Raw genomic sequence first — 19,871 nt, forward strand, 5'->3', positions numbered from 1 at the left:
TATTAAAAATTGAATAGTTTATAATGTTTATATAAAAAATGAGGGATTGTTGATGGATATCAATAAAAAATATTTAATATTCATATTAATATTAATTTCTTTTGCATCCATAGGTGCCGTTTCAGCCGATGCTATAGACAATGTCACCTCTGTTGATGGTGACATCGCATTGGATGAGGCTCTGATGGAGGATGATTCACCACAAAATCAACTGTCCCAAAACATGGCAGATTCAAAGGATTATATGTCAGCCGAAGACAACATTAATGTCATTTCGGGAAATTTCTCCTCCACAAGTCTTGATTTGGCTGAAGGCACTTACCAGTTAGTCAACTGCAGCATGTCCGATGTAAACCTGACGGTCGAAAATGCTGTTGTTAACATTACAAATTCCAATTTCTACAATGGAAACATCTTAATCAGTGGGGGCAGCGTAATAATCGCCAACAGCATTTTTACAGCATCTCCGATAACACAAACCGACGGTTCTTTGGATTTGACAGGAAACATCATCACAAAAAGCACAGTGGGCGTCAATGTCACCGGAGGTCTCACAAGGATGAACTTCAACTCATTGTATGACAATGACATCGGTCTGGTTTACGGTTCGGCAGACATTTTATATGACGACAACTGGTGGGGAATGAACAATCCGATTTATAACTACTCATCAGATATCATAAGCTGTGATGTCCTGCAGAATAACGGAAAAAAATCTCCGTTCAGGTCATGGCTGGTTTTAAGCATTTCCCAATCCAACTTCCTGGACTATGACTATTGGATTGCTGGGGTAACCTACTACAACCTGACAGCTGATTTGACATGCAATAACCTTGGTGAGGACACATCATCCAGGGGACACGTCATGGATCTTGAACTGACACTCACAAACGTCAAAAGCTACACCTATCCGAACAGAAAAGGCGAAATAAAGGTTTTCACTGAAATCTCATCACAGAACTGTTCCATTTCAAGCGGCAAAGGCGAATGCATATTTTCATTGGGCTATCTCACAAGTGACCTGACCAAATTGGATATTGAGGTTTTGGGCCAAAATTACACAGTAAACCTTTCAAGCAATGTGGATAAACCAAACATTGCCTACATCACTCCGTCTCAAACCTTCGACGATACATTAACGGTTGAAATCAAATCCAACGGCACAGGTGAGGTTATCTTTTACACACTGGACGGCACAAATCCGGCATACAGCCCAACCCGTTCAATATACACAGAACCGATAACACTAAACGACTCTACAACCCTTCACTATACTGTCATTGACAGGTGGGGAAATTTCCAGAAGGTCTTAATCGACAGCATATTTAACCAAGGAACACACACATTCATCAAGCAGGACTGCTATGTGGAGCTCGTTCCGCATCATCCTTTGGCTTCACGAGGAATCTATTACAGCTTGGACGGAACAACTCGTGAAATCAATGCCGATGTGGATAGCTACATGTATTATGACCATCCGCTAGTCATACAGGATCCGACAGAAATCTATTTCTTCTACTATGGAAGGGTCATCATCAATGACTGGCCTTTAATTGAGGGATATCCGATAAGCATCAACACATACACTCTTGATTTCAGCACAAACTATATCAAAAATTCCACATTCGCTGAAAACGATGCGATATGGGGTCAGTATCAGGGCAATGTCAACAACACAGGCGTCACAGTTTACAATGGGCCTCTGTTCAATCAGTCATCCTGGAGCAACGATAACATTGCCAGCTTCGGCTCAGCGGTCATCGACAGTGAAGGTAGAATTTTCGTTGCAGGAAACGACGGATACCTATATTGCTTGAACAATCAGGGGATTGTGGTATGGCGCTTCGGAACAACAAGCAAGATTATCTGCACACCTACCATAGGCCCTGACGGAAACATCTATTTCAGCAACTGGATGGACAGCATCGCATACTGCATTTCCCCTGATGGCAAATTGATGTGGAAACATTACCTGGGAGACTACAACACAGGAACCAGTCCGGTATTCGGCCTTGACAACAGATTATACATAATGTCTTCAAACAGCGTATATTCAACATTGTATGTTTTCAAAGATGGCAAGTTGATATCCAATCACACCATTCCATTCATTTCAGGTTCCACTCCTGCTGTGGCACAAGACGGCAGTTTGTATATGGTTTCTGCAGACCATGAACTTGTAATCATTAACTTTGACGGGTCACTTAGAAACGCAACATTCATCGACACAGGATATCTTAACCGTGTCATTTCAAACACTCAAAACACCCAGATTTCAGTAACCCTGGGTGATGATGGAATAGTATATGTAATAAACCGGATTAGGTCATATCTTACAGAATCATTTTCAACAGTCGCCGGCGGCAGGCATGCACAAGGAACTGTCTATTATTACTATGCCGTAAATGCATTCTATCTCAACGGAACCATGAAATGGACCATGACAAGAAATGTGACAGAATTAGTTTCTGAATTCAGGGAAACAGTTTCAGGAGCACCTTCCTATTACAAGGGTGTGCTATACATCACAGGAAACGACAACCTGATTGCGGTAAATGCCTCAAACGGCAAGTTCTTGTGGATGAAGGAAATCGCACATTCGGATTCAACAGCTTCATCACCTTTAATCAGCGCAAATGAGATACTTTATGTCACAAGCGCCAACAGGGTCTATGCATTCAGCCTGAATGGGGATTTAATCTGGCAATATAAAATCAGAGACGCACCGGTTTCATATTCAAGCCCTGTTTTAGACGACAGCGGCACATTGATAGTAACAACAGACCGCGGAATCTATGCGTTCAACGACATCGCCGCCGACTTCACATACGCTCATGTGGAGGGCACTGAAACCACAATCCAGTTTACAGATCTCTCAACCAAGGGCAACAACCGGTATTACTGGACATTCGGTGATGGCCACGTCTCAAGAGAGCAAAATCCAATTCACGCATATGCTAAGGAAGGCAAATACCGTGTCGTTTTGCTGGTTGAAATCAACGGCACACTCACAGTTGCAAGAAACACTACAATCGATGTCATTTTCTATGACATAACCCCTCCAAGTAACGTCACAGCATACATTGATGCTAACCTTACTGAGGGGGGAGTCTTCAACCAGACACAGTACGTCACTCTAAAAGCGAGCGATGATTCAGGAAGTGTAACAATCTTCTACACTACCGACGGCTCCAATCCGGTTTTAAGCAAGACCAGAAAAATATATGCTGGCCCGATTGAAATAGAAATCTACACTGTTTTCAGGGCAGTTGCAGTGGACGCTTCCCTCCATTACGGAAATGTCTCCTCAATGATTTTCAACATTACAGATGTCTTAAACGTCAGTACCGAAACAGATTCAGTTGCTGAAATCCAAAAGATATTGGACACAGCAGAACCTGGAAGCAAAGTATTTTTTGACTACGGGGCACTGAAGGGAGTCAGCTTTACCGTCAACAGGCCGCTCAACTTAATTTCAAATGCAAACACCAAACTTTACGGTGCAGACGGCAGGCCGATTTTCACATTCACACAAAATGCAAGTGGATCCATACTGAACGGATTCAACATCTACAACACCGCCGGCGAGGGTATTTTGATAAACAATACCTCAAACATAACGGTCATAAACTCTTATGTCGACACATTCAGACACACAGGAATCAATATCCACGAAAGCTACCATATCAATGTCATGGATACGAAAGTCGTCCATGCCTCAAACGGAATCCTTGTGAATGAAAGCTCCAATACCAACATTGACGCTGTCACCGTAAGCGGATGCTATGACAACGGTGTATGGATTTTGAATTCGCAAAACACCATCCTTTCTAATTCCCTTCTTGAATTGAACGGAATGTACCAGTATTCAAGCAGAGCCAATCAGGTTCTGATAGACAACTCAAGCTATACTGTGGTAATTGGAAATAGGATAAACTACGGATTCTTTGCAGTCACCCTGGTGAACACTAACTATGGTGTCATCATCGACAACAACACTATCTATAAGGGTTTGGGCGATGCGATAGTGCTTGCAAACAACTACACGAATGTCAGGATAACGAACAACCTGATAGATGATTCCTACAACGGAATAAATTTCATGGGCTACGGCCAGGACATACTGATTCACCAGAATACGATTCGCAATATCCATGGTCACGACGACGGCCTGAATTATGCCTTTGAAAACAAATTGCGGCCAAGGGAGATGGTCGGTTTCGTCTACGAAACCGTCATCCTCGAGAACATGATGGGTGGCGGCTACAACGGAATCCAGGTTTCATATCCGGCGATCAATTTCGACGAGGGAAACACTGTAATCATTGACAATGTCATCATCAAGCTTTCGAGCTTTGAATGGTTCGACAGTCCGTATTGGTACCGCATAAGCCCAGACAGCGTAAGCTATATCTACAATCTCATAGATAGGGCTGCCTATTACAACGTCTTCTATGACAACATCAGATACAATCAGGTCAGCACAGACATAAAAATCGATACAGGCAAATATGTCCCGGACCGTATTGGCCTTGCCATAGACATGATTGACGATTTCTCATACGGATTAAGGCTGATTAATCTGATTGGCATCAATCTCATTTATGAGGTTCCTTCATTTGACGTCACATTCCGCTCAGGCAGCTCAAGCAAGACCATCAAGTTCAAAAACGATTCCGCAATAGCGACCTTCGATGCGATAGCAGCAGTAAGCAACGTCGAGGTTATAAAATCAGCCGGAATAATGAATGTCGCCCACTTTGAAATGGACATCTTTGAGGGATTCACTTCAACCAATAGGGACCATGACATTGTCTTTGAGGAAGGCGAAGCATTCAACAACCCTAATCCGGCAGTTGTGACAATTCCTGATGAGGAAATGGATTCCGATTCAGAAGATGATGAGGATAGTAGTCATCTGAGCCAAAATACTACTGATTTTTACACCGTTACACTAAGCAACGGATTTAGCCCAGTCAAGGGTTTGGGTGAAGGAAACGGCCAAGGCTTTAACAATGAGTCATTCAACGGCGGTTTCGCAATTTTTTCAAATAATAATAACAATAATAGTAAAACTACTGATTTTATAGGCAACGCCAACGATGTTTTAGGCGTTGACGACATATCTTCCGATAAAGGCAGTTCGGATACTTTAAAAGGTTCACAGGGCTCCGGCATGGTCGGTTTTGAAAGTGAAGGTGAAATTTCAAAGGCCATTGAAGAGGAAGACAATACTTTCAATCTTATTCTAATATTATCATTTTATCCTGCATGGCAATGGCCTATGTCTATGAAAGATGGAGGGGTGATGCAATATGAATTTTAATGCGAAGAGAATGCTTTTAAATCCCTCCCAAATTGCTCAGGCAATTCGACATGCAAACTTAGATTTCACGATTATTCAATCACTTGAAATGAATAATAAAAGCTTCAAAGGAGGTGAAAAACCTGGATTTAAGATGACGTTGATGTGTTACGTACGGAAGATGTCATCTGTTGCCGCCGGAGGCGCAAAACTGAAAAATACAGTATTCAGCATCGAAGCAAATAATTGGCAACCCTGAACGATGTCGACGGCGGAAGTCAAGACAATTCAAAATCAACTGGTTCATCAACTTCTGATGTTGATGGAATCTCATTCACTCCCTGGTCAGGCAATGGCTATGATTCAAATCCTCTGATACAGGGTTATTATGATACTCGCAGTATAGAAGAGAAAAGCGGAGTATCAAATCACGCTGATCTAAATGGCGGAACCGTCTCTCAAATTTGGGGGTCAGGTGAAGTCTATTATTTTAGTTCAGAAGACAATATGACGTAAAGACACAAGGTGGGCGAAATTTTCAAAAAACGATCTCAACTCAAAAATCGGGAAGGCAATGCCCCTTCTGATTTAACTGGCTACTATGCACTTGCAGGTGCTTCGGAAGCTGGCCAGGCTGATGCTTCAAGCGTCAGCAAAAAAGCTTTCGAAATTGAAAATGCAAATGATAAAATCAATCATTTCCGCCTGTGTTTTTCGTCATTATTGCTTTATTTTTATTGATTATAGATTATAAGACTCATGATTCAACTATGGGATAAAAAAATATTGGAGACAGAAAAAATTAAGTTCAAAACGGCAATGTTGGTGTTAATGTCATTAGCAATTGCGGTGATGATTTAGCGGCCAGCTCAAGCATTGGCGCTGGAAAAAAAACAATTAGTGAATGCTTCATCAATTATTTGGATACATCAAACGATACGATATTCCTCCAGTATGAGACAAATACCATTAAGATTACCAAATGAGCCTATATCATGCTGCTCATTTTCAATTTATTTTATTATTGGTTGGTGTTTAATTAATGTAAGCTATTTTTATTTAATGGAGTTTATTGAAATCTATTAAAATTAATGATGATTATTTTAAGTAAATTAGTAGTAGAGTTTAGCGATATTTGAGAAGAGTTTTTCCTCTCAAAGCAACATCATAGATTGGATGATTTTTTTTTAATTTAAAAAAAGAAAATTTAAAAGATTAAGCTTCCTGTCTTAATCTTTTTATAACAAAGTCTTTGTCTAGGCTTAACAAGAATGATGCTGCTCTAGGGCCTTGTTTTTGACCGAGAATCATTTTATAGATGGCTTGGAAACCTTTTTGTGGTTTTAGACCTTGTCCTTCTAGAATTTCATACATTGCATCGTGCAATGCTGCCGCATCGTCAAATTCTGTGCTTTCCATCAGGTCAGCCAAATCCCTTAGGAATTGGGTCTGATCATCAGTTAACGGCAATTTTGGAATGCTTTTTTCCTGCACTTTGAATTTCACGAAGTTTGGTGCGTAAGTGTCGAGCCAGTAGATTACATTGTCAACCCTTTCACGGTATTGTGCCATTTCAGTTTCGCTCAAGTCGCCGAACTCCTTGTCTTTGAAACTTTTGGTCAATTGTGAATTTCTTTTGAGAATATCAAAGATTTTTTCCAAATCATCGCCTGCAATTTGATATGCGTTGACAAGGAATCTGAAAGGAGGTCTGAAAGGTAAAGGAGCATCCGGAGTCATTTGGACTATTTCATAGATTTCCTTGAATTTTCTACCTTCTTTTTCAGATGGGGCTTCAACTTCATCGTAGAACACTTTTTCAACTGTATCGAACTGGTCAATGAAATCAAGGTAAGGCATTCTTGGTGAGAAGTCTTTTGCTTTCATTGGTTTTGACCTGAACAGGTAGTAGTGAAGACTTTCAGCAGGTCCGATTTTCAGCCATTCTTCAGGAGCGAAGAATACTCCGTGGGACTTACTCATTGCTTCGCCGTCAAGTGTAATCCATTCGTATGGCACTGGATAAGGTGCAGGATAATCGAAAATCTTTTCTGATATTACGCTACTTACATCGTATGATCCACCACTTGCTGCGTGGTCTTTACCGAACGGTTCGCAGGTGGTTCCGAATATTTTCCATCTTGCAGCCCATTCAACTCTCCAGGTGAGCTTACCGTTTCCGGATTTGATGTCCATTTCACCTTCATGGCCGCATTCGCATCTGTATTTTATGATGTCGCCGTCGTAATCGTAAGCGTAAGTGGTATTGACCCTTCCACATTCGTCACAGATTGGGTTGTAAGGAAGCCAGTCATCAGCCAATGGCTCTCTTCTGTATTGGTTGAATATCTCCTTGATTTCTTCAACTTTTTCCAAGGAGGTTCTGATATAATCGTTATAGACTCCGGATTTGTACATTTCAAAACCGGATTTTGTTTCCATTTCTATTCCGTAGTCGTCCATTACGCTAAGCAAAGGTTTTTCGAAGTGTTCTACAAAGTTTGCACAGCATCCGTCAGGACATGGAATCATTGAGTATGGCATTCCTAAGTATTTGTCGTAATCTTCAGGTAAAGGGTAAGGAACTTTTCTTAATGGGTCGTGGTCATCTGCAATCCATATTGTTTTAGCTTTTTTTCCTTTTTCTCTTAATTTCTTTCCAATTCCGTTAGCTACAAATATGTCGCAAGAGTTTCCTATGTGTATTGAACCTGAAATGGAGGTTCCGCTTGCAATGACATGTTCCTCTACATCCATTTTACTTAATTCGTTAGCTATGTTTTCAATCCAGTGTGTCATTTATATTCACCATTAAAATAATAAGAATAAGTTTTATATTATAATAGATTTTTGTTGCTATTAATATAAAAATATTAAGTAGCCGATTCAATGCATTCGATTTTTAAATTTACTATTCTGATTTTTTTATTGCTGTAACTCTTAAATTTGGGAGTATTTATCATTTTTAAGGATGCAAGTGAGTACTTACATTCGAAAAACTATTTAAATAATGTTAAATACACTAATATTAAGTAAAAATTATTTAAAAATTTTAAGGTGAAAAATTTGAGAGTTATTTTAGGATTATTATTTTTAGTGGCCCTTCTTCTCAGTGTCGGATGCGTTTTTTCAAGTGACGATTTGGCATCAGACGCAATTGAAACGTGCCACAACGGAATCGACAAAGTAAAAAGCATAGATTTTGACATTGATGGAGATGCTCCCAATATGCATTTAAAAAGAGGGGGCGTACATTTTAGAAGTTTCCCTATTGATGAAGATTGCTTCAAAATTCCATCAGAACGGATTTTATATTATCTCTATTAAAAAAAGAAAAAAAAAAGAATGGATGTAAAATCCATCTATTTGATTAGGTCGGAATCGGACTGATCCAACCATTCGTTAACTATTTTTACTGCACAGAAGTTACCGCACATTGTACAGGTGTCTTCTTCTTCAGGAGGTCTTTGATCTCTTTTTGCACGTGCAGCTTCTGGGAACATTGCACAAGCGTATTGTGCTTCCCAGTCAAGATTTTTCCTTGCTTCAGCCATTGCTAAATCTTGTGAACCATCGATTTGGCCGCTAGCTAAGTCTCCTGCGTAAGCTCCTATTTTTGTTGCAATTACACCTTCCCTTACATCATCAGGGTTTGGAAGAGCTAAGTGTTCTGCAGGAGTTACGTAACAGATGAAGTCAGCTCCAGCTTTTGCGGAAGATGCCGCACCGATTGCAGATACGATGTGGTCGTAACCTGGTGCTACATCACATACAATAGGTCCTAACATGTAGAAAGGAGCGTTGGAACACATTTTCTTTTGAATCATTACGTTTGTTGGAATTTCGTTGATTGGAATGTGTCCAGGCCCTTCAATCATACATTGTACTCCAGCTTCACGAGATCTATCAATCAATTCTCCTAAAATGATCAATTCTTGTATTTGGGCCCTGTCGGTTGAATCAGCAATAGATCCTGCTCTCATACCGTTTGCAAGTGAGAGAACAACGTCGTGTTCTTTTGCAATTTCTAAAACATAATCAAAGTTAGCGTATAATGGATTTTCCTTTTCGTTTTCGACAATCCATCCGGACATGAATGAACCTCCTCTGGAGACCAAACCGGTTACACGGCCTTGTCTTTTGAGTCTGGTTAAGGTTTCGATGTTGATACTACTGTGGACTGCCATAAAGTCAATACCATCTTTTGCTTGTTTTTCGATGGTGTTGAACAAGTCATCTTCAGTCATGTAAACTACAGATCCGTCTCTTCTGATACTTTCGATAGCGGCTTGGTATACCGGTACGGAACCTACTGGTAATGGGGACATGTCCAATACTCTGTTTCTGATAACGTCTAAGTCTCCTCCGATACTTAATTCCATTAAACAGTCTGCACCGTTGTCGATTGCGATTTGTGCTTTCAATACTTCTTCATCAAAGTTAACGATATCTGTTGAAGTACCTACGGTTGCGTTAACTTTTGTTCTTAATCCTGCACCTATACCTGCAGCTTCAATGTCTCTATTTACGTTTCCAGGTATTACGATAGTTCCGTTTGCAACGGATCTTAAGATGAAATCTTCTGAAACATTTTCTATTTTTGCAACATGTTTCATTTCATCGGTTAAAATACCTTTTTTTGCATCACTAATTTGTGTCATTCTATCATCCCTCAAATAAGATTTATATCAGTCAAATTTTATTTAAAAAATTCTCACATTAAATTGATATTTTGTTATTTTTATTTAATAGTATTTAAAATTATTCTTATTTTTGCTTAATTCTATCAGTATTGATATTTGTAAAGTGTTTTTTAAAAAATAAGTAATATGTATTTTTTATTTAAAAATTAAAGCGTTATTGATAATAATAAAGTTTGCTTTAAAAAAAATTAAGAAAAAGGATTTTTAATAAAATCCTTGCATTCTTTCGAATGCTTCATCAAATGTTGGCATGTTTGTCTGACAGCCTTGATGTTGAATAATAAATGATGATACGGCAGATGCGAATTTTGCTGATGCCTCTAAGCTTTCCCCATTCAGGAATCTTGACAGGAATCCTGCTCTGTAGGAATCTCCTGCTCCTGTTGGGTCAACAGCTTCGGTAGGAATAGCATCGATTTTTATTTTCTCTTCGCTTGAGTAAATTTCACATCCGTTGGCTCCGCATGTCTTTACAATTATTTTTGGACCCATATTCCTTAAAGCGGTCAAGTCAACTTCAAGGGCATCAAGAATCCTTTCGATTTCATGGTGGTTACCGAAAAGTATGGTGGTATTTTCAATGACATCAATCAATTTTTTTGTATCATACATTCCAAGGTCTTGACCAGGGTCAAATGAAACCAATAAATCTTGGTCTTTAGCTTCCTGTGAACATTTCCAGTTGAATTCAGGATCGCCAGTAGCCAAATGAACCGCTTCAGCATTTTCAATAGCCTTTACAGGAACTTTGCTTTCTGCAAATTCCTTTGCAGCTCCCCAGTAGAAATAGCTGATTTGGTCGTCATTATCATCTGTTAATACGAATGCTGTAGGGGTAGCTTCGCCAGGCACTATGATTAATGATTCGGTGTCAACATCTAAATTTTGCATCTGTTCATAGTACTCTGTTTTCTTAAAGTCTCCTCCAACAGCGGATACCAATGAAGTTTTTAATCCTAATTTTGCTCCAACGCATGCCACATTTGCGGCTGCCCCACCATTAAAGGTTTTCATGTTGGTTATTGGAGCGGAAAAATTAGCTTTTGGAAATTCAGGCACTCTAATTATATAATCATGAGCAGAGTGGCCAATCGCTAGTAAATCTCTGTTTTTCGCCATAATATCGCCTTTAAATATTTCAATTTAATATTAGTTTTCATCACTATTTTAATGTTTTGAAAAATCGTTTTCGTGTTTATATGATTTTTCACGAAGAACATGGAAGTGTGGATTATAATATATATCATTAATATAATTCATTTTTCCTAAGAGCATGTGAAAAGTATTTAATCGATTAAAGTAAAACCCTGCTTTTCGATTTCCTTTTGACCCTCATTGAGCAAAAATTCAATATATTCGTCAACTTCAGGCTTATCTTCGTTAACTTTAATTAAGCTGATTACGTGCCTTGTATCAAACTTGAGAATATCATTTCCATTGAAATAGCTCGCATTCAAAAAGCTGTGGAGATTATCGGAATTCTTAACCAGTTTGAAGGCATCGAATTGTGAATTAACAGTATACTTTAAGCTGTAGTCGATGTCATAATGTTCCAGACTGCTCCATGCAAGCCTTTGGGCGGAACCTTCCACATTTATGAATTCAAGCCCCTCCAAGTCGTTTATGCTTTTGATTTCTTCGGCATTTGGGCTTGAAATCAGAACAAGGTAGTCATAAGCTATTGGTGTAAAGTCAATGTTGAGTTCATAGGCAAGCAGCGGATCGTCCAGGGTCAATATGTCGACGGCGCCTCTTTTTGCAAGTTCAAAGGCATCCCTGTCGTTGCTGCTGTATACATTGATGTTATATGGTCTGCTTATGCTTTCCAGAAGACCTGAACTGATATGGCCTCCCGCAATGTTGATGTTGGCTGTCTTTTCAATCTGGATTTGGTATTTCCTGAATTCGTCAAGCAAATCCAGGCCATCCTGAGTTAGGAATGTGCCGTTTCCAACTTTTTGGGTAAGTTTCAATTCCAATTTCTCTTCAGCCTTAAGCAATCTTCTATTAAAAACAGTATGTGATATATTCAGTTCTTTGGCTGATTTTCTTTGGGATTTTGTTTTGGACAGGGATTCCAAGCTCTTGAATAATTTGTAGTCATAGACTTTGCCGTCAATATCCAGGCTTATCAACCCTTTGCTTTTGAACTTCATAATTAATTTTATATAAAATCGTAGTCATAATTAATAATATCGGTTTTAAACTTTAGGGAATTGGATAAAATGGAAATAATGAAAACTTCTATAAATGCTATATTGGACAATATTGAAAGTGCTCAGGAATTTTTAGACGAAGAAACTATAGATAAATTTGAAGATATTATTATAAACTCTAAAAATGTTTTTGTTACCGGAGCAGGCAGATCTGGACTTGCTGCAAAGGCATTTGCAATGAGATTGATGCATTTGGGATTAAGTTCCTATGTGGTGGGCGAAACCATTTCCCCTGCTATATATGAAGACGACTGCATAATTGCCATTTCCGGTTCCGGAGAAACTAACACTATTGTTTCTGCTGCTAGAATAGCTAAAAATAGAGGTTCTAAAGTTTTGGCTGTAACTTCTTATCCTGAATCAACTTTAGGTCAATTGGCTGATGGTTATCTTCTAGTTAAAGGAAGGACCAAAAAGGAAGTTGATGATGAAAACTATATGAAACGTCAAATTCACGGAAACTATACTTCATTGACTCCATTGGGTACCGCTTTTGAATTGACCACATTGGTATTCCTGGACGCCATTGTTTCTGAACTGATGGAAAAGATGCATCAGACTGAAAGCGACTTGAAAGCAAGACACACAGTATTGGAGTAATTAGAAGATTACTCTATTTTGATTATTATAGACATTACAGCGTTGGCCCCTTAGGAATCCAACCAGAGTAATGTTTCCTTTTTTTGCAATATTGTATCCTGAATTAGCGGGAGCTGCGTTTGATGCAAGTATTGGAACTCCTGCTCTTGTCATTTTGATTACCATATCCGCAGGCATTCTTCCGCTGTAGATTACATATGAATGTGATAGGTCAAAATCGTGCAATAGTCCATATCCGATTACCTTATCGACTGCAACGTGACGGCTGACGTCTTCTTTTACAATGAACTGATCTTTATAAACAATTCCGGCCACGTGTGTTCCACCTGTTGCCTGCCAGATTGCGGCATTGTCCTTCAGCTCTTCGATTCTTGAAATCAGTTCGCTGGCACTGACCTGAAAATCGGATTCAACGGGATTCACGGTCTTGATTTTGCTTCTCCATCCTCCGGCGGAATCTGAACAGAGAACGGTTTCGTTTGTCTTGAGCAGTGTGTCATCGATTTCGGCATTTATCAAAACGCCGTCCACTTCAATTTTCTTGATTGCATCCATTGAGTTGACCATGTTTTCGTTGAAGAGATATCCGACTGCAAACTCCTCAAGGGAATCTTCGATTGCAGACAGGCTGCGGCTTATTTCACCATTGATGGTCAATGTGATTGTTTCATCCTTTACAACTTTTTCCTTTGCTTCAGTTGCTTTCCCGTTTTTATAGTTTATTGCATCGATTTCTTCTATTTTCATTTTCTTCCCCTAATTGTAATATAATATGCCTTTGTTATATTAATAATTCGATATGTTTAATTATTATCATTAATGTTTTTTTATTTTAATCAATGTTCTTAATATATCTCAATTTAGTCATTAATCTTGTTTTTTTTAATTTTGAACGATTTGAATTAATCTATTTAGGTTTATACTCATTAAAAATAATATTTTATCATTAGTAAATTATTTAAAATGTTATGAACATATATTTTTATCGTAAAATGCTATGTGATTATCATGAATAAGAAAAGTAAAATAATTATTCTAATATTGGTTATTTTAGTTGCAGCGGCTCTTGCTACCCATATTTTTTTAACTCCTTCAACTGTTGAAACAAAGGGGTCTAAAAATATAACTGATATGATTGGCAGGTCCATGGAGATACCTGCTTCAGTAAATAACGTTGTTGCAACAAGCCCTCCGATGACCACAGTGCTGTATATGATTGCACCGGATAAGCTAAGCGCTGTCAACTTTCAGTGGAATGATGACGAGCTGAAGTATATTCCTTCCCAATATGCGAATTTGCCGGTTGTTGGTGGTTGGTATGGTACTCAGGACGGCAGCTATGAACAGTTTATAGCTTCCGAACCCGACATTGTCATAGAATCTATTGATGAAGGAGGGGATGGAGATTTATCAACAGTAGAAGAACGTCAGCAAAAATTCGGAACTCTCCCTGTAATTGCGGTCAAGGATACAACAAATGTTGAAAAAATCGGAGATTCAATAACATTCATGGGTGAGGTTGTTGGCGCTCAAGACAAGGCTAGCCAGCTCAATGATTTCAATGATAAAAATTTAAAGTTGGTTAAGGATAAGGCTGCTAAAATATCAGATAAAAAGACTGTATACTTTGCTTCAGGAAGTGACGGACTCCAAACATACCCGTCCGGTTCCACTCATTCTCAATTGATAGATATTGCAGGTGGGGACAATGTTGCGGACCCTTCAAGTCAGGGCAACACATCAACTGGAGTTCAGGTCTCCATAGAGCAGGTTATAAAATGGAATCCTGATGTGATAATTACCACAGAACCCGATTTTTATGCCAAAGTTTATTCAGATCCTAATTGGGGCCAAATAAATGCTGTCAAAAACAAGGAGGTTTATTTATCTCCGCAGTCACCATTCAAATGGTTCGGAAGACCGGTTGGAGCGAACATGATTATTGGTGTTCCATGGACAGCCAAAGTAATTTACCCTGATGAATTTAAGGATTTGGACATGCTTTCAACAACCAAAGAGTTTTACAGCAACTTCTATCATTTTGATTTAAGTGATGCACAGGCTAAGGAAATACTATTGGGTTCAGGCATTAAGGAATCAAATCTATAGGGGAGTTTTATGAATAGGGAAACAAAGGAAATTATTAGCATTGTACTATTAGTTTTCTTCCCGATTATACTATTTTTCGCATCATTTCTTATGGGGAGATATCCGATAAGTCCTATTGATGTAGTGAGCACTATTCTGTGCCCGGCGTTCCCGCAGCTGGAAGTCTCTCCTACAATAACTACCATAGTTTATGAAATAAGGCTTCCAAGAATACTTGCCGCTCTTGTCGTAGGCGCGGCACTGGCTGTGGCCGGGGCAGCATTCCAAAGCATATTCAAAAACCCTTTGGTTTCTTCAGATTTGCTTGGGGTATCTAACGGAGCAGGTTTTGGAGCGGCATTGGCAATTTTAATCAGCGGAGCCAATGTTGTAACTCAGATATTCGCATTTATTTTTGGCATCATTTCCGTTTCAATCACTTATTTGATTTCAAGGACATATAAGGCAGGTGGCATTCTGGTTCTTGTACTTTCTGGGGTAGCCATTTCAGCATTCTTCAATTCCTTGATTTCAGCGATTAAGTTCATAGCCGATCCGGATGACAAACTGCCTGAAATCGTTTATTGGCTGATGGGAAGTCTCGCTTCCGTAACAATGGAAAAGCTATTGATGATTGCCATTCCGATTATAATAGGCCTGGCCATATTGCTGCTGCTCAGATGGCAGATGAATCTGTTGGCCATGGGTGATGAAGAGGCACAATCATTAGGTGTCAATCCAGTAAGGGTCAGGTTGCTGATTATTGCAGGATGTACTTTACTGACTTCCGCAGCTGTTTCAATCAGTGGAATCATCGGATGGATAGGACTAATCATCCCTCACATGGCAAGAATGATTGTAGGTCCGGACAATCGGATTCTGATACCCGCATCATTAAGTCTTGGGGCAAGCTTCTTGCTTCTTGTGGACAACATTTCACGTGCAGTGATTTCAATAGAGATTCCGATAGGCATATTGACAGCAATAATAGGTGTTCCGATATTCCTGTACCTGCTTAAGAGGGGGTATTCAGAATGGTCGTAGACAAGCTGTTTGAGGCAAAAAACATTTCATTTTCCTATGATGGCGAAAGGATATTTGAAGATATCAGCTTTTCAATCGAAAGGGGAGATGTATTATGCATCCTGGGACCGAACGGAACGGGAAAAACCACTTTGATTAAGTGCCTCAACGGATTGCATGATGTCGATTCAGGTGAAATACTGGTCAACGGCAAGAACATCAGGAAACTGTCCTTTTCAGAGATATCAAAACACATTGGTTATATCCCTCAATCACATGTGCCTTCATTCCCATTCACGGTAATGGATGTTGTGATTATGGGGAGGGCGCCATATTTGAATTTGACGGATTCCCCTAAGGAAAAGGATATTCAAATAGCATTGGATTCCCTGAAGACATTGGGCATCGAGAATTTAAAGGATAAGGAATATACCAATTTGAGCGGCGGCGAAAGACAGCTTGTATTTTTAGCCCGCGTCTTATGCCAGCAGCCGGACATACTGATATTGGATGAACCGACATCCCACCTGGATTTCGGAAATCAAATCAAACTCCTGGAGATTATAGATAACCTATCTAAAGCGGGGCTTTCAATTATAATGTCTTCGCATTTTCCGGATCATGCGTTCTTGAGTTCAACAAAAGTTGCAATCATGAAAAACAAGAGGTTCATCGATTTTGGAACTCCTGATGATGTTGTAACCGAAGAAAATTTGAGGAAAGCTTATTCGATTGATGTTAAATTGATAGAATTGGATAATGAAAGGAAGGTATGTGTACCTTTAAAGACAAATTTAAAACTAGATTTATAGATTGGTGAAAAATATGAAAATTGAAGATTATGACGAACAATTGGCAAAAGCTGGCGAATTCCATGGTGAAATTTGCGGAGGAATAGCTATTGGAACAAAATTGGCTATGTATGGTCTTGAACTGATGGGAATGGAACTGAATCAAAGACATAAAAACTTGATTGTTTTCTTGGAAATTGACAGGTGCATGGCCGATGCCGTACAGGCTGTAACAAAATGTTCCATGGGTAAAAGATCCCTTAAGCAAATGTACTACGGTAAGTTTGCCGTAACATTCTATAATATGGATACCGACGAAGCAATCAGGGTATCCGATGCGGATGCCAACAAAAAAGAAAAATCCAAAGAGACAAGGGAAGAAATGATTGAGCGCTTCAGAAAGACTCCTGCTGAAGAGTTGTTCAAAGTGGAAAAGGTTAAAGTCGACTTGCTTCCTTCACAAATGCCTGGAAAACCTCACACTTCTGCATTCTGTTCTGTCTGTGGTGAAAAGGTAACAGACGGCCGTCACTTGGTCAGGGGTGGAAAGCCGGTTTGCATATCCTGTGCTGAAGGGTCATATTATGAATTAATCGAAGATGAATAATTGCATGTTCAATTTATGATTCTTGATTAATTTCCTTTATTTATTTTTTATTATATTTTTTTCCATTATTTTTCATATTATGCTATTTTTAGAACGTTTATTTTACTTTTTAATTGATATTTATTAATTAAATTATATTTTAAAATATTTTCACGATATGTTTATATATTCATGTGGATAATATAAAATTAGATAAAGATGTAATGAGTTGTTGGATATGGACTTGATTGGGGGTTATCTGTTAATTGTTTTGATACTGTTCATTGCCAATATTTCCCTGTTCATGGGAAATTTGAAGCTAAGCAATATCAGGTTGGGGACAATATCTATCTTTACGTTGATTATCTTATTTGCCATGATAAATATTTCTGGTTATTTAACAGATAGTCTGGCGTTTTTGGAGAATTATTTCAGTTATTTTTTCATAATGCTAAGCGTTCTTGTGTTTTTAACATTCGTATATTACTTTAGAAAAAACGATTTGAAATTCTCAATCGCCTCAATTGGAGTATTATTGATCATTTCAATTGTCTGCCTTTCATCCCAATCAAGCTTGTCCTTATTCGATAGCACTTTATACTCTTTATTTGGATGTTTAACGTTATTTTTAGTTTATCAAATTACAAAATTTTTATTTCATGCTAAAAGAGAATATCCTGTAATAATTGGAGAATACGTATCCTTGTTTTCAATATTGTTGTTCATCTTGGGTTTGACTTATGATTCAACAAGATATCTTGATTATAATTCATTCACACCATTTTTGATTTTAACTCCAACTTATAAATTAATATATATTATTATAGGGATAATTGTAGTAATTATTGCAGGATTGCTCTACAATGAAAATAAAGGGGGAAGTGCATGATAATTCAGGGGACTCAAACATTAACTTCTTTAATCCATATAATTTCTGAAAGCTTGCTGACTCCAGTTATCATCTTATTGATTGTTGGCGTAATAATTGTTCTTTTGTCTTTTGGAGGAATAATCAATGAATTCATATCAAGAAAAGCTATTTCATCAAAGGAATTGGAGGAATTGGTCAGGGGCATTTCATTTTCAAACGATGCAATACAATTGAAAAATTTGGTTGACAAAAGCAACCTATTTGATTATCAAAAGGCAGTTCTTGGTCGAATTGCAGATAATCATGACATCGGTGCTGAAGCAAGAAAGGCTTTTGCAAGCGAACTGATATCTGCAGAAGAGATACGGTTGATTAAAAGTACAAACAAAACAGATATTCTTGTAAGGGTTGGTCCTATTTTAGGTCTTTTAGGTACTCTGATTCCATTGGGACCTGGATTGGCGGCTTTAGGAACAGGTGATATTGCGGTTCTTGCCCAGTCTTTAACTATTGCATTCGATACAACCGTTACTGGACTGTCTGCAGGAGCATTGGCTTATGTAATTTCCAAATTCAAGAAACAATGGTATGAATCCGATTTGATTGTTTTGGAAACACTGGCCGAAGCAGAACTGGAAGCTATTAACAGATGGTGAAATCATGCTGAGAAAAAGAAGGCGAATTTCCGATAATGTCGATGATGATCCAATGGGGGGATTGAATAACCTCTCTGATGCGATGCTTGTTTTGGCATTGGGATTTTTGATATTTGCAATAATGGCTCTGTCAGCAAATCCCGATATGATTTCCAATACTTCTAAAACACAGGATGTTTCCACCGCAGATACATTTACCCAGAACTATTCCGATGCCGGAGGCCTTGAGGATAGTGGATACAGTGAAGTTGGAAAGGTTTATCAGGATCCGGTCACCGGAGAACTTGTGATGGTATCGGGGTCATGATTTATAAATTAACCCGATTTTTTTCATTTTTTTCTTTTTATTTCAATTTTCAATTATTTTTTTAAGGTATTCTGCAATTTCCATTAATTTATTTTTTTAGGATACTTTTTTCATCGATGAAAAAATGCGATTTTTTCCATTATGGATATGATACTATATTCAGTTCGTATTTTTATAAAATTATTAAAATTCTTTAATTCTTTAATTCTATATGTTTGCTCCAATAACTTCATTAAATTTTATTATAAAAAGAGAAACTCTATAAAATATTTTTTAATAATTCTTTTTTTAAAAAAACAAGCCTGTTTCACGATATACATTACAATCTATAATGATTTATCATTATAATATATATTATTCGATTGTACTATTTAAATATTTCTTCTACGCGATAATCGCAAATCCTTTTTATATATGGAATGATATAAATATAAACATAATACTTTGAACTATGCTTATAAGGTGGGATTCATTAGTATTATAAATTAATTTATAAAAAAGGGAAAAGAGGTTGATAAAATGAGTTCATCTTTTAAAAGCCCAGTAGATACCGCAAAAGCAATTTCCGGTACTGCTGGAGCAAAAAACTCTGCAAATATTGTAAATGTAATATTGCTTTCCTTCTTAGCAGGTGCATATATTGCATTTGGTGGTTTATTAGCTGTAGTCGCAAGTGCTGGAATGCTTAAAGCAGGCGCACCTATCGGTTTAGAAAAATTCGTATT

19 protein-coding genes and 1 pseudogene are annotated in these 19,871 nt (G+C 38.2%); 14 read left to right on the forward strand and 6 right to left on the reverse strand.

The genetic code is table 11. The features are described from left to right. Positions 1–52 precede the first annotated feature (52 nt). The 4 genes from Q0W25_RS05690 to Q0W25_RS05705 are packed head-to-tail and all read left to right on the forward strand — an operon-like array spanning position 53 to position 6,046. Positions 53–5,326, forward strand: coding sequence for a chitobiase/beta-hexosaminidase C-terminal domain-containing protein (locus tag Q0W25_RS05690; RefSeq protein WP_298520007.1), 5,274 nt, complete (start codon positions 53–55; stop codon positions 5,324–5,326). Continuing rightward, a complete protein-coding gene (locus Q0W25_RS05695) occupies positions 5,316–5,564 on the forward strand; it encodes a hypothetical protein (RefSeq protein WP_298520011.1) in 249 nt (82 codons plus the stop codon). Before Q0W25_RS05690 ends, Q0W25_RS05695 begins: the two co-directional genes overlap by 11 nt. Further along, positions 5,552–5,821 carry a hypothetical protein gene (locus tag Q0W25_RS05700; protein ID WP_298520014.1) on the forward strand — a complete coding sequence of 90 codons (270 nt, stop codon included), beginning with the start codon at positions 5,552–5,554 and terminating at the stop codon, positions 5,819–5,821. Before Q0W25_RS05695 ends, Q0W25_RS05700 begins: the two co-directional genes overlap by 13 nt. A 9-nt stretch (positions 5,822–5,830) precedes the next feature. Then, the gene (locus Q0W25_RS05705) at positions 5,831–6,046 is read left to right on the forward strand and encodes a hypothetical protein (protein WP_298520017.1); all 216 of its coding nucleotides are present in this window, start codon (positions 5,831–5,833) and stop codon (positions 6,044–6,046) included. A gap of 474 nt (positions 6,047–6,520) precedes the next feature. Here the strand turns inward: Q0W25_RS05705 and lysS are convergent, their stop codons facing one another. After that, a complete protein-coding gene (gene lysS / locus Q0W25_RS05710; protein ID WP_298520020.1) occupies positions 6,521–8,104 on the reverse strand; it encodes a lysine--tRNA ligase in 1,584 nt (527 codons plus the stop codon). Positions 8,105–8,371: 267 nt separating this feature from the next. On the opposite strand from lysS, the gene Q0W25_RS05715 reads away from it, so the two are divergent. Next, a complete protein-coding gene (locus Q0W25_RS05715) occupies positions 8,372–8,632 on the forward strand; it encodes a hypothetical protein (protein WP_298520023.1) in 261 nt (86 codons plus the stop codon). Positions 8,633–8,667: 35 nt separating this feature from the next. Here Q0W25_RS05715 and thiC read toward each other — a convergent pair whose 3' ends face one another. The 3 genes from thiC to Q0W25_RS05730 form a co-directional block, all read right to left on the reverse strand. Continuing rightward, positions 8,668–9,966, reverse strand: coding sequence for a phosphomethylpyrimidine synthase (gene thiC / locus Q0W25_RS05720; protein WP_297827816.1), 1,299 nt, complete (start codon positions 9,964–9,966; stop codon positions 8,668–8,670). Positions 9,967–10,212: 246 nt separating this feature from the next. After that, entirely contained in the window at positions 10,213–11,127 is a 915-nt protein-coding gene (locus Q0W25_RS05725; RefSeq protein ID WP_298520026.1) for a carbohydrate kinase family protein, read from the reverse strand. Between the two features lie 167 nt (positions 11,128–11,294). Further along, positions 11,295–12,164 carry a LysR family transcriptional regulator gene (locus tag Q0W25_RS05730; protein WP_298520029.1) on the reverse strand — a complete coding sequence of 290 codons (870 nt, stop codon included), beginning with the start codon at positions 12,162–12,164 and terminating at the stop codon, positions 11,295–11,297. Between the two features lie 69 nt (positions 12,165–12,233). On the opposite strand from Q0W25_RS05730, the gene hxlB reads away from it, so the two are divergent. Next, positions 12,234–12,824: a 6-phospho-3-hexuloisomerase gene (gene hxlB, locus Q0W25_RS05735; RefSeq protein ID WP_298520032.1), complete on the forward strand. Its 591-nt coding sequence runs from the start codon at positions 12,234–12,236 to the stop codon at positions 12,822–12,824. On the opposite strand, the gene fdhD is transcribed toward hxlB, so the two are convergent. Continuing rightward, positions 12,825–13,571: a formate dehydrogenase accessory sulfurtransferase FdhD gene (fdhD, locus tag Q0W25_RS05740; protein WP_298520035.1), complete on the reverse strand. Its 747-nt coding sequence runs from the start codon at positions 13,569–13,571 to the stop codon at positions 12,825–12,827. It abuts the gene before it with no gap. A 261-nt stretch (positions 13,572–13,832) separates the two neighbouring features. Between fdhD and Q0W25_RS05745 the strand changes: the two genes are divergently transcribed. Genes Q0W25_RS05745 through Q0W25_RS05760 form a run of 4 tightly spaced genes read left to right on the forward strand, consistent with a single transcriptional unit; the run spans position 13,833 to position 17,333 of the window. Further along, positions 13,833–14,933, forward strand: coding sequence for an ABC transporter substrate-binding protein (locus tag Q0W25_RS05745; protein WP_298520038.1), 1,101 nt, complete (start codon positions 13,833–13,835; stop codon positions 14,931–14,933). A gap of 9 nt (positions 14,934–14,942) precedes the next feature. After that, complete coding sequence (locus tag Q0W25_RS05750) at positions 14,943–15,956, forward strand: iron ABC transporter permease (protein WP_298520041.1); 1,014 nt, start codon at positions 14,943–14,945, stop codon at positions 15,954–15,956. Continuing rightward, positions 15,947–16,747: an ABC transporter ATP-binding protein gene (locus Q0W25_RS05755; protein WP_298520044.1), complete on the forward strand. Its 801-nt coding sequence runs from the start codon at positions 15,947–15,949 to the stop codon at positions 16,745–16,747. The genes Q0W25_RS05750 and Q0W25_RS05755 overlap by 10 nt, the downstream gene beginning before the upstream one ends. A 13-nt stretch (positions 16,748–16,760) precedes the next feature. Then, positions 16,761–17,333, forward strand: coding sequence for an FmdE family protein (locus Q0W25_RS05760; protein ID WP_298520047.1), 573 nt, complete (start codon positions 16,761–16,763; stop codon positions 17,331–17,333). A gap of 234 nt (positions 17,334–17,567) precedes the next feature. Here the strand turns inward: Q0W25_RS05760 and Q0W25_RS05765 are convergent, their stop codons facing one another. Beyond that, positions 17,568–17,690, reverse strand: a complete 123-nt coding sequence (locus Q0W25_RS05765) for a hypothetical protein (RefSeq protein ID WP_298520050.1) — start codon at positions 17,688–17,690, stop codon at positions 17,568–17,570. Between the two features lie 70 nt (positions 17,691–17,760). On the opposite strand from Q0W25_RS05765, the gene Q0W25_RS05770 reads away from it, so the two are divergent. From Q0W25_RS05770 to Q0W25_RS05785, 4 genes and pseudogenes are all read left to right on the forward strand, one after another. Continuing rightward, positions 17,761–18,201 (forward strand): hypothetical protein, encoded by a 441-nt coding sequence (locus Q0W25_RS05770; RefSeq protein WP_298520053.1) that lies wholly within the window; start codon positions 17,761–17,763, stop codon positions 18,199–18,201. Continuing rightward, complete coding sequence (locus tag Q0W25_RS05775; RefSeq protein WP_298520056.1) at positions 18,198–18,839, forward strand: MotA/TolQ/ExbB proton channel family protein; 642 nt, start codon at positions 18,198–18,200, stop codon at positions 18,837–18,839. Before Q0W25_RS05770 ends, Q0W25_RS05775 begins: the two co-directional genes overlap by 4 nt. Positions 18,840–18,843: 4 nt before the next feature. Then, a complete protein-coding gene (locus tag Q0W25_RS05780; protein ID WP_298520059.1) occupies positions 18,844–19,146 on the forward strand; it encodes a DUF2149 domain-containing protein in 303 nt (100 codons plus the stop codon). A gap of 519 nt (positions 19,147–19,665) precedes the next feature. Further along, positions 19,666–19,871, forward strand: a pseudogene (locus Q0W25_RS05785) (formate/nitrite transporter family protein); the annotation flags it as partial.

The sequence above is a fragment of the uncultured Methanobrevibacter sp. genome, assembly GCF_947166415.1.
GTDB lineage: Archaea > Methanobacteriota > Methanobacteria > Methanobacteriales > Methanobacteriaceae > Methanocatella.

Bases quoted from the DNA above. Each gene is read 5' to 3' on its own strand.
- Q0W25_RS05690 (WP_298520007.1), top strand. From the start codon at position 53: ATGGATATCAATAAAAAATATTTAATATTCATATTAATATTAATTTCT.
- Q0W25_RS05695 (WP_298520011.1), top strand. From the start codon at position 5,316: ATGAATTTTAATGCGAAGAGAATGCTTTTAAATCCCTCCCAAATTGCT.
- lysS (WP_298520020.1), bottom strand. From the start codon at position 8,104: ATGACACACTGGATTGAAAACATAGCTAACGAATTAAGTAAAATGGAT.
- thiC (WP_297827816.1), bottom strand. From the start codon at position 9,966: ATGACACAAATTAGTGATGCAAAAAAAGGTATTTTAACCGATGAAATG.
- Q0W25_RS05725 (WP_298520026.1), bottom strand. From the start codon at position 11,127: ATGGCGAAAAACAGAGATTTACTAGCGATTGGCCACTCTGCTCATGAT.
- Q0W25_RS05730 (WP_298520029.1), bottom strand. From the start codon at position 12,164: ATGAAGTTCAAAAGCAAAGGGTTGATAAGCCTGGATATTGACGGCAAA.
- hxlB (WP_298520032.1), top strand. From the start codon at position 12,234: ATGGAAATAATGAAAACTTCTATAAATGCTATATTGGACAATATTGAA.
- fdhD (WP_298520035.1), bottom strand. From the start codon at position 13,571: ATGAAAATAGAAGAAATCGATGCAATAAACTATAAAAACGGGAAAGCA.
- Q0W25_RS05745 (WP_298520038.1), top strand. From the start codon at position 13,833: ATGAATAAGAAAAGTAAAATAATTATTCTAATATTGGTTATTTTAGTT.
- Q0W25_RS05750 (WP_298520041.1), top strand. From the start codon at position 14,943: ATGAATAGGGAAACAAAGGAAATTATTAGCATTGTACTATTAGTTTTC.
- Q0W25_RS05755 (WP_298520044.1), top strand. From the start codon at position 15,947: ATGGTCGTAGACAAGCTGTTTGAGGCAAAAAACATTTCATTTTCCTAT.
- Q0W25_RS05760 (WP_298520047.1), top strand. From the start codon at position 16,761: ATGAAAATTGAAGATTATGACGAACAATTGGCAAAAGCTGGCGAATTC.
- Q0W25_RS05765 (WP_298520050.1), bottom strand. From the start codon at position 17,690: ATGGCAAATAAGATAATCAACGTAAAGATAGATATTGTCCCCAACCTG.
- Q0W25_RS05770 (WP_298520053.1), top strand. From the start codon at position 17,761: ATGCTAAGCGTTCTTGTGTTTTTAACATTCGTATATTACTTTAGAAAA.
- Q0W25_RS05775 (WP_298520056.1), top strand. From the start codon at position 18,198: ATGATAATTCAGGGGACTCAAACATTAACTTCTTTAATCCATATAATT.
- Q0W25_RS05780 (WP_298520059.1), top strand. From the start codon at position 18,844: ATGCTGAGAAAAAGAAGGCGAATTTCCGATAATGTCGATGATGATCCA.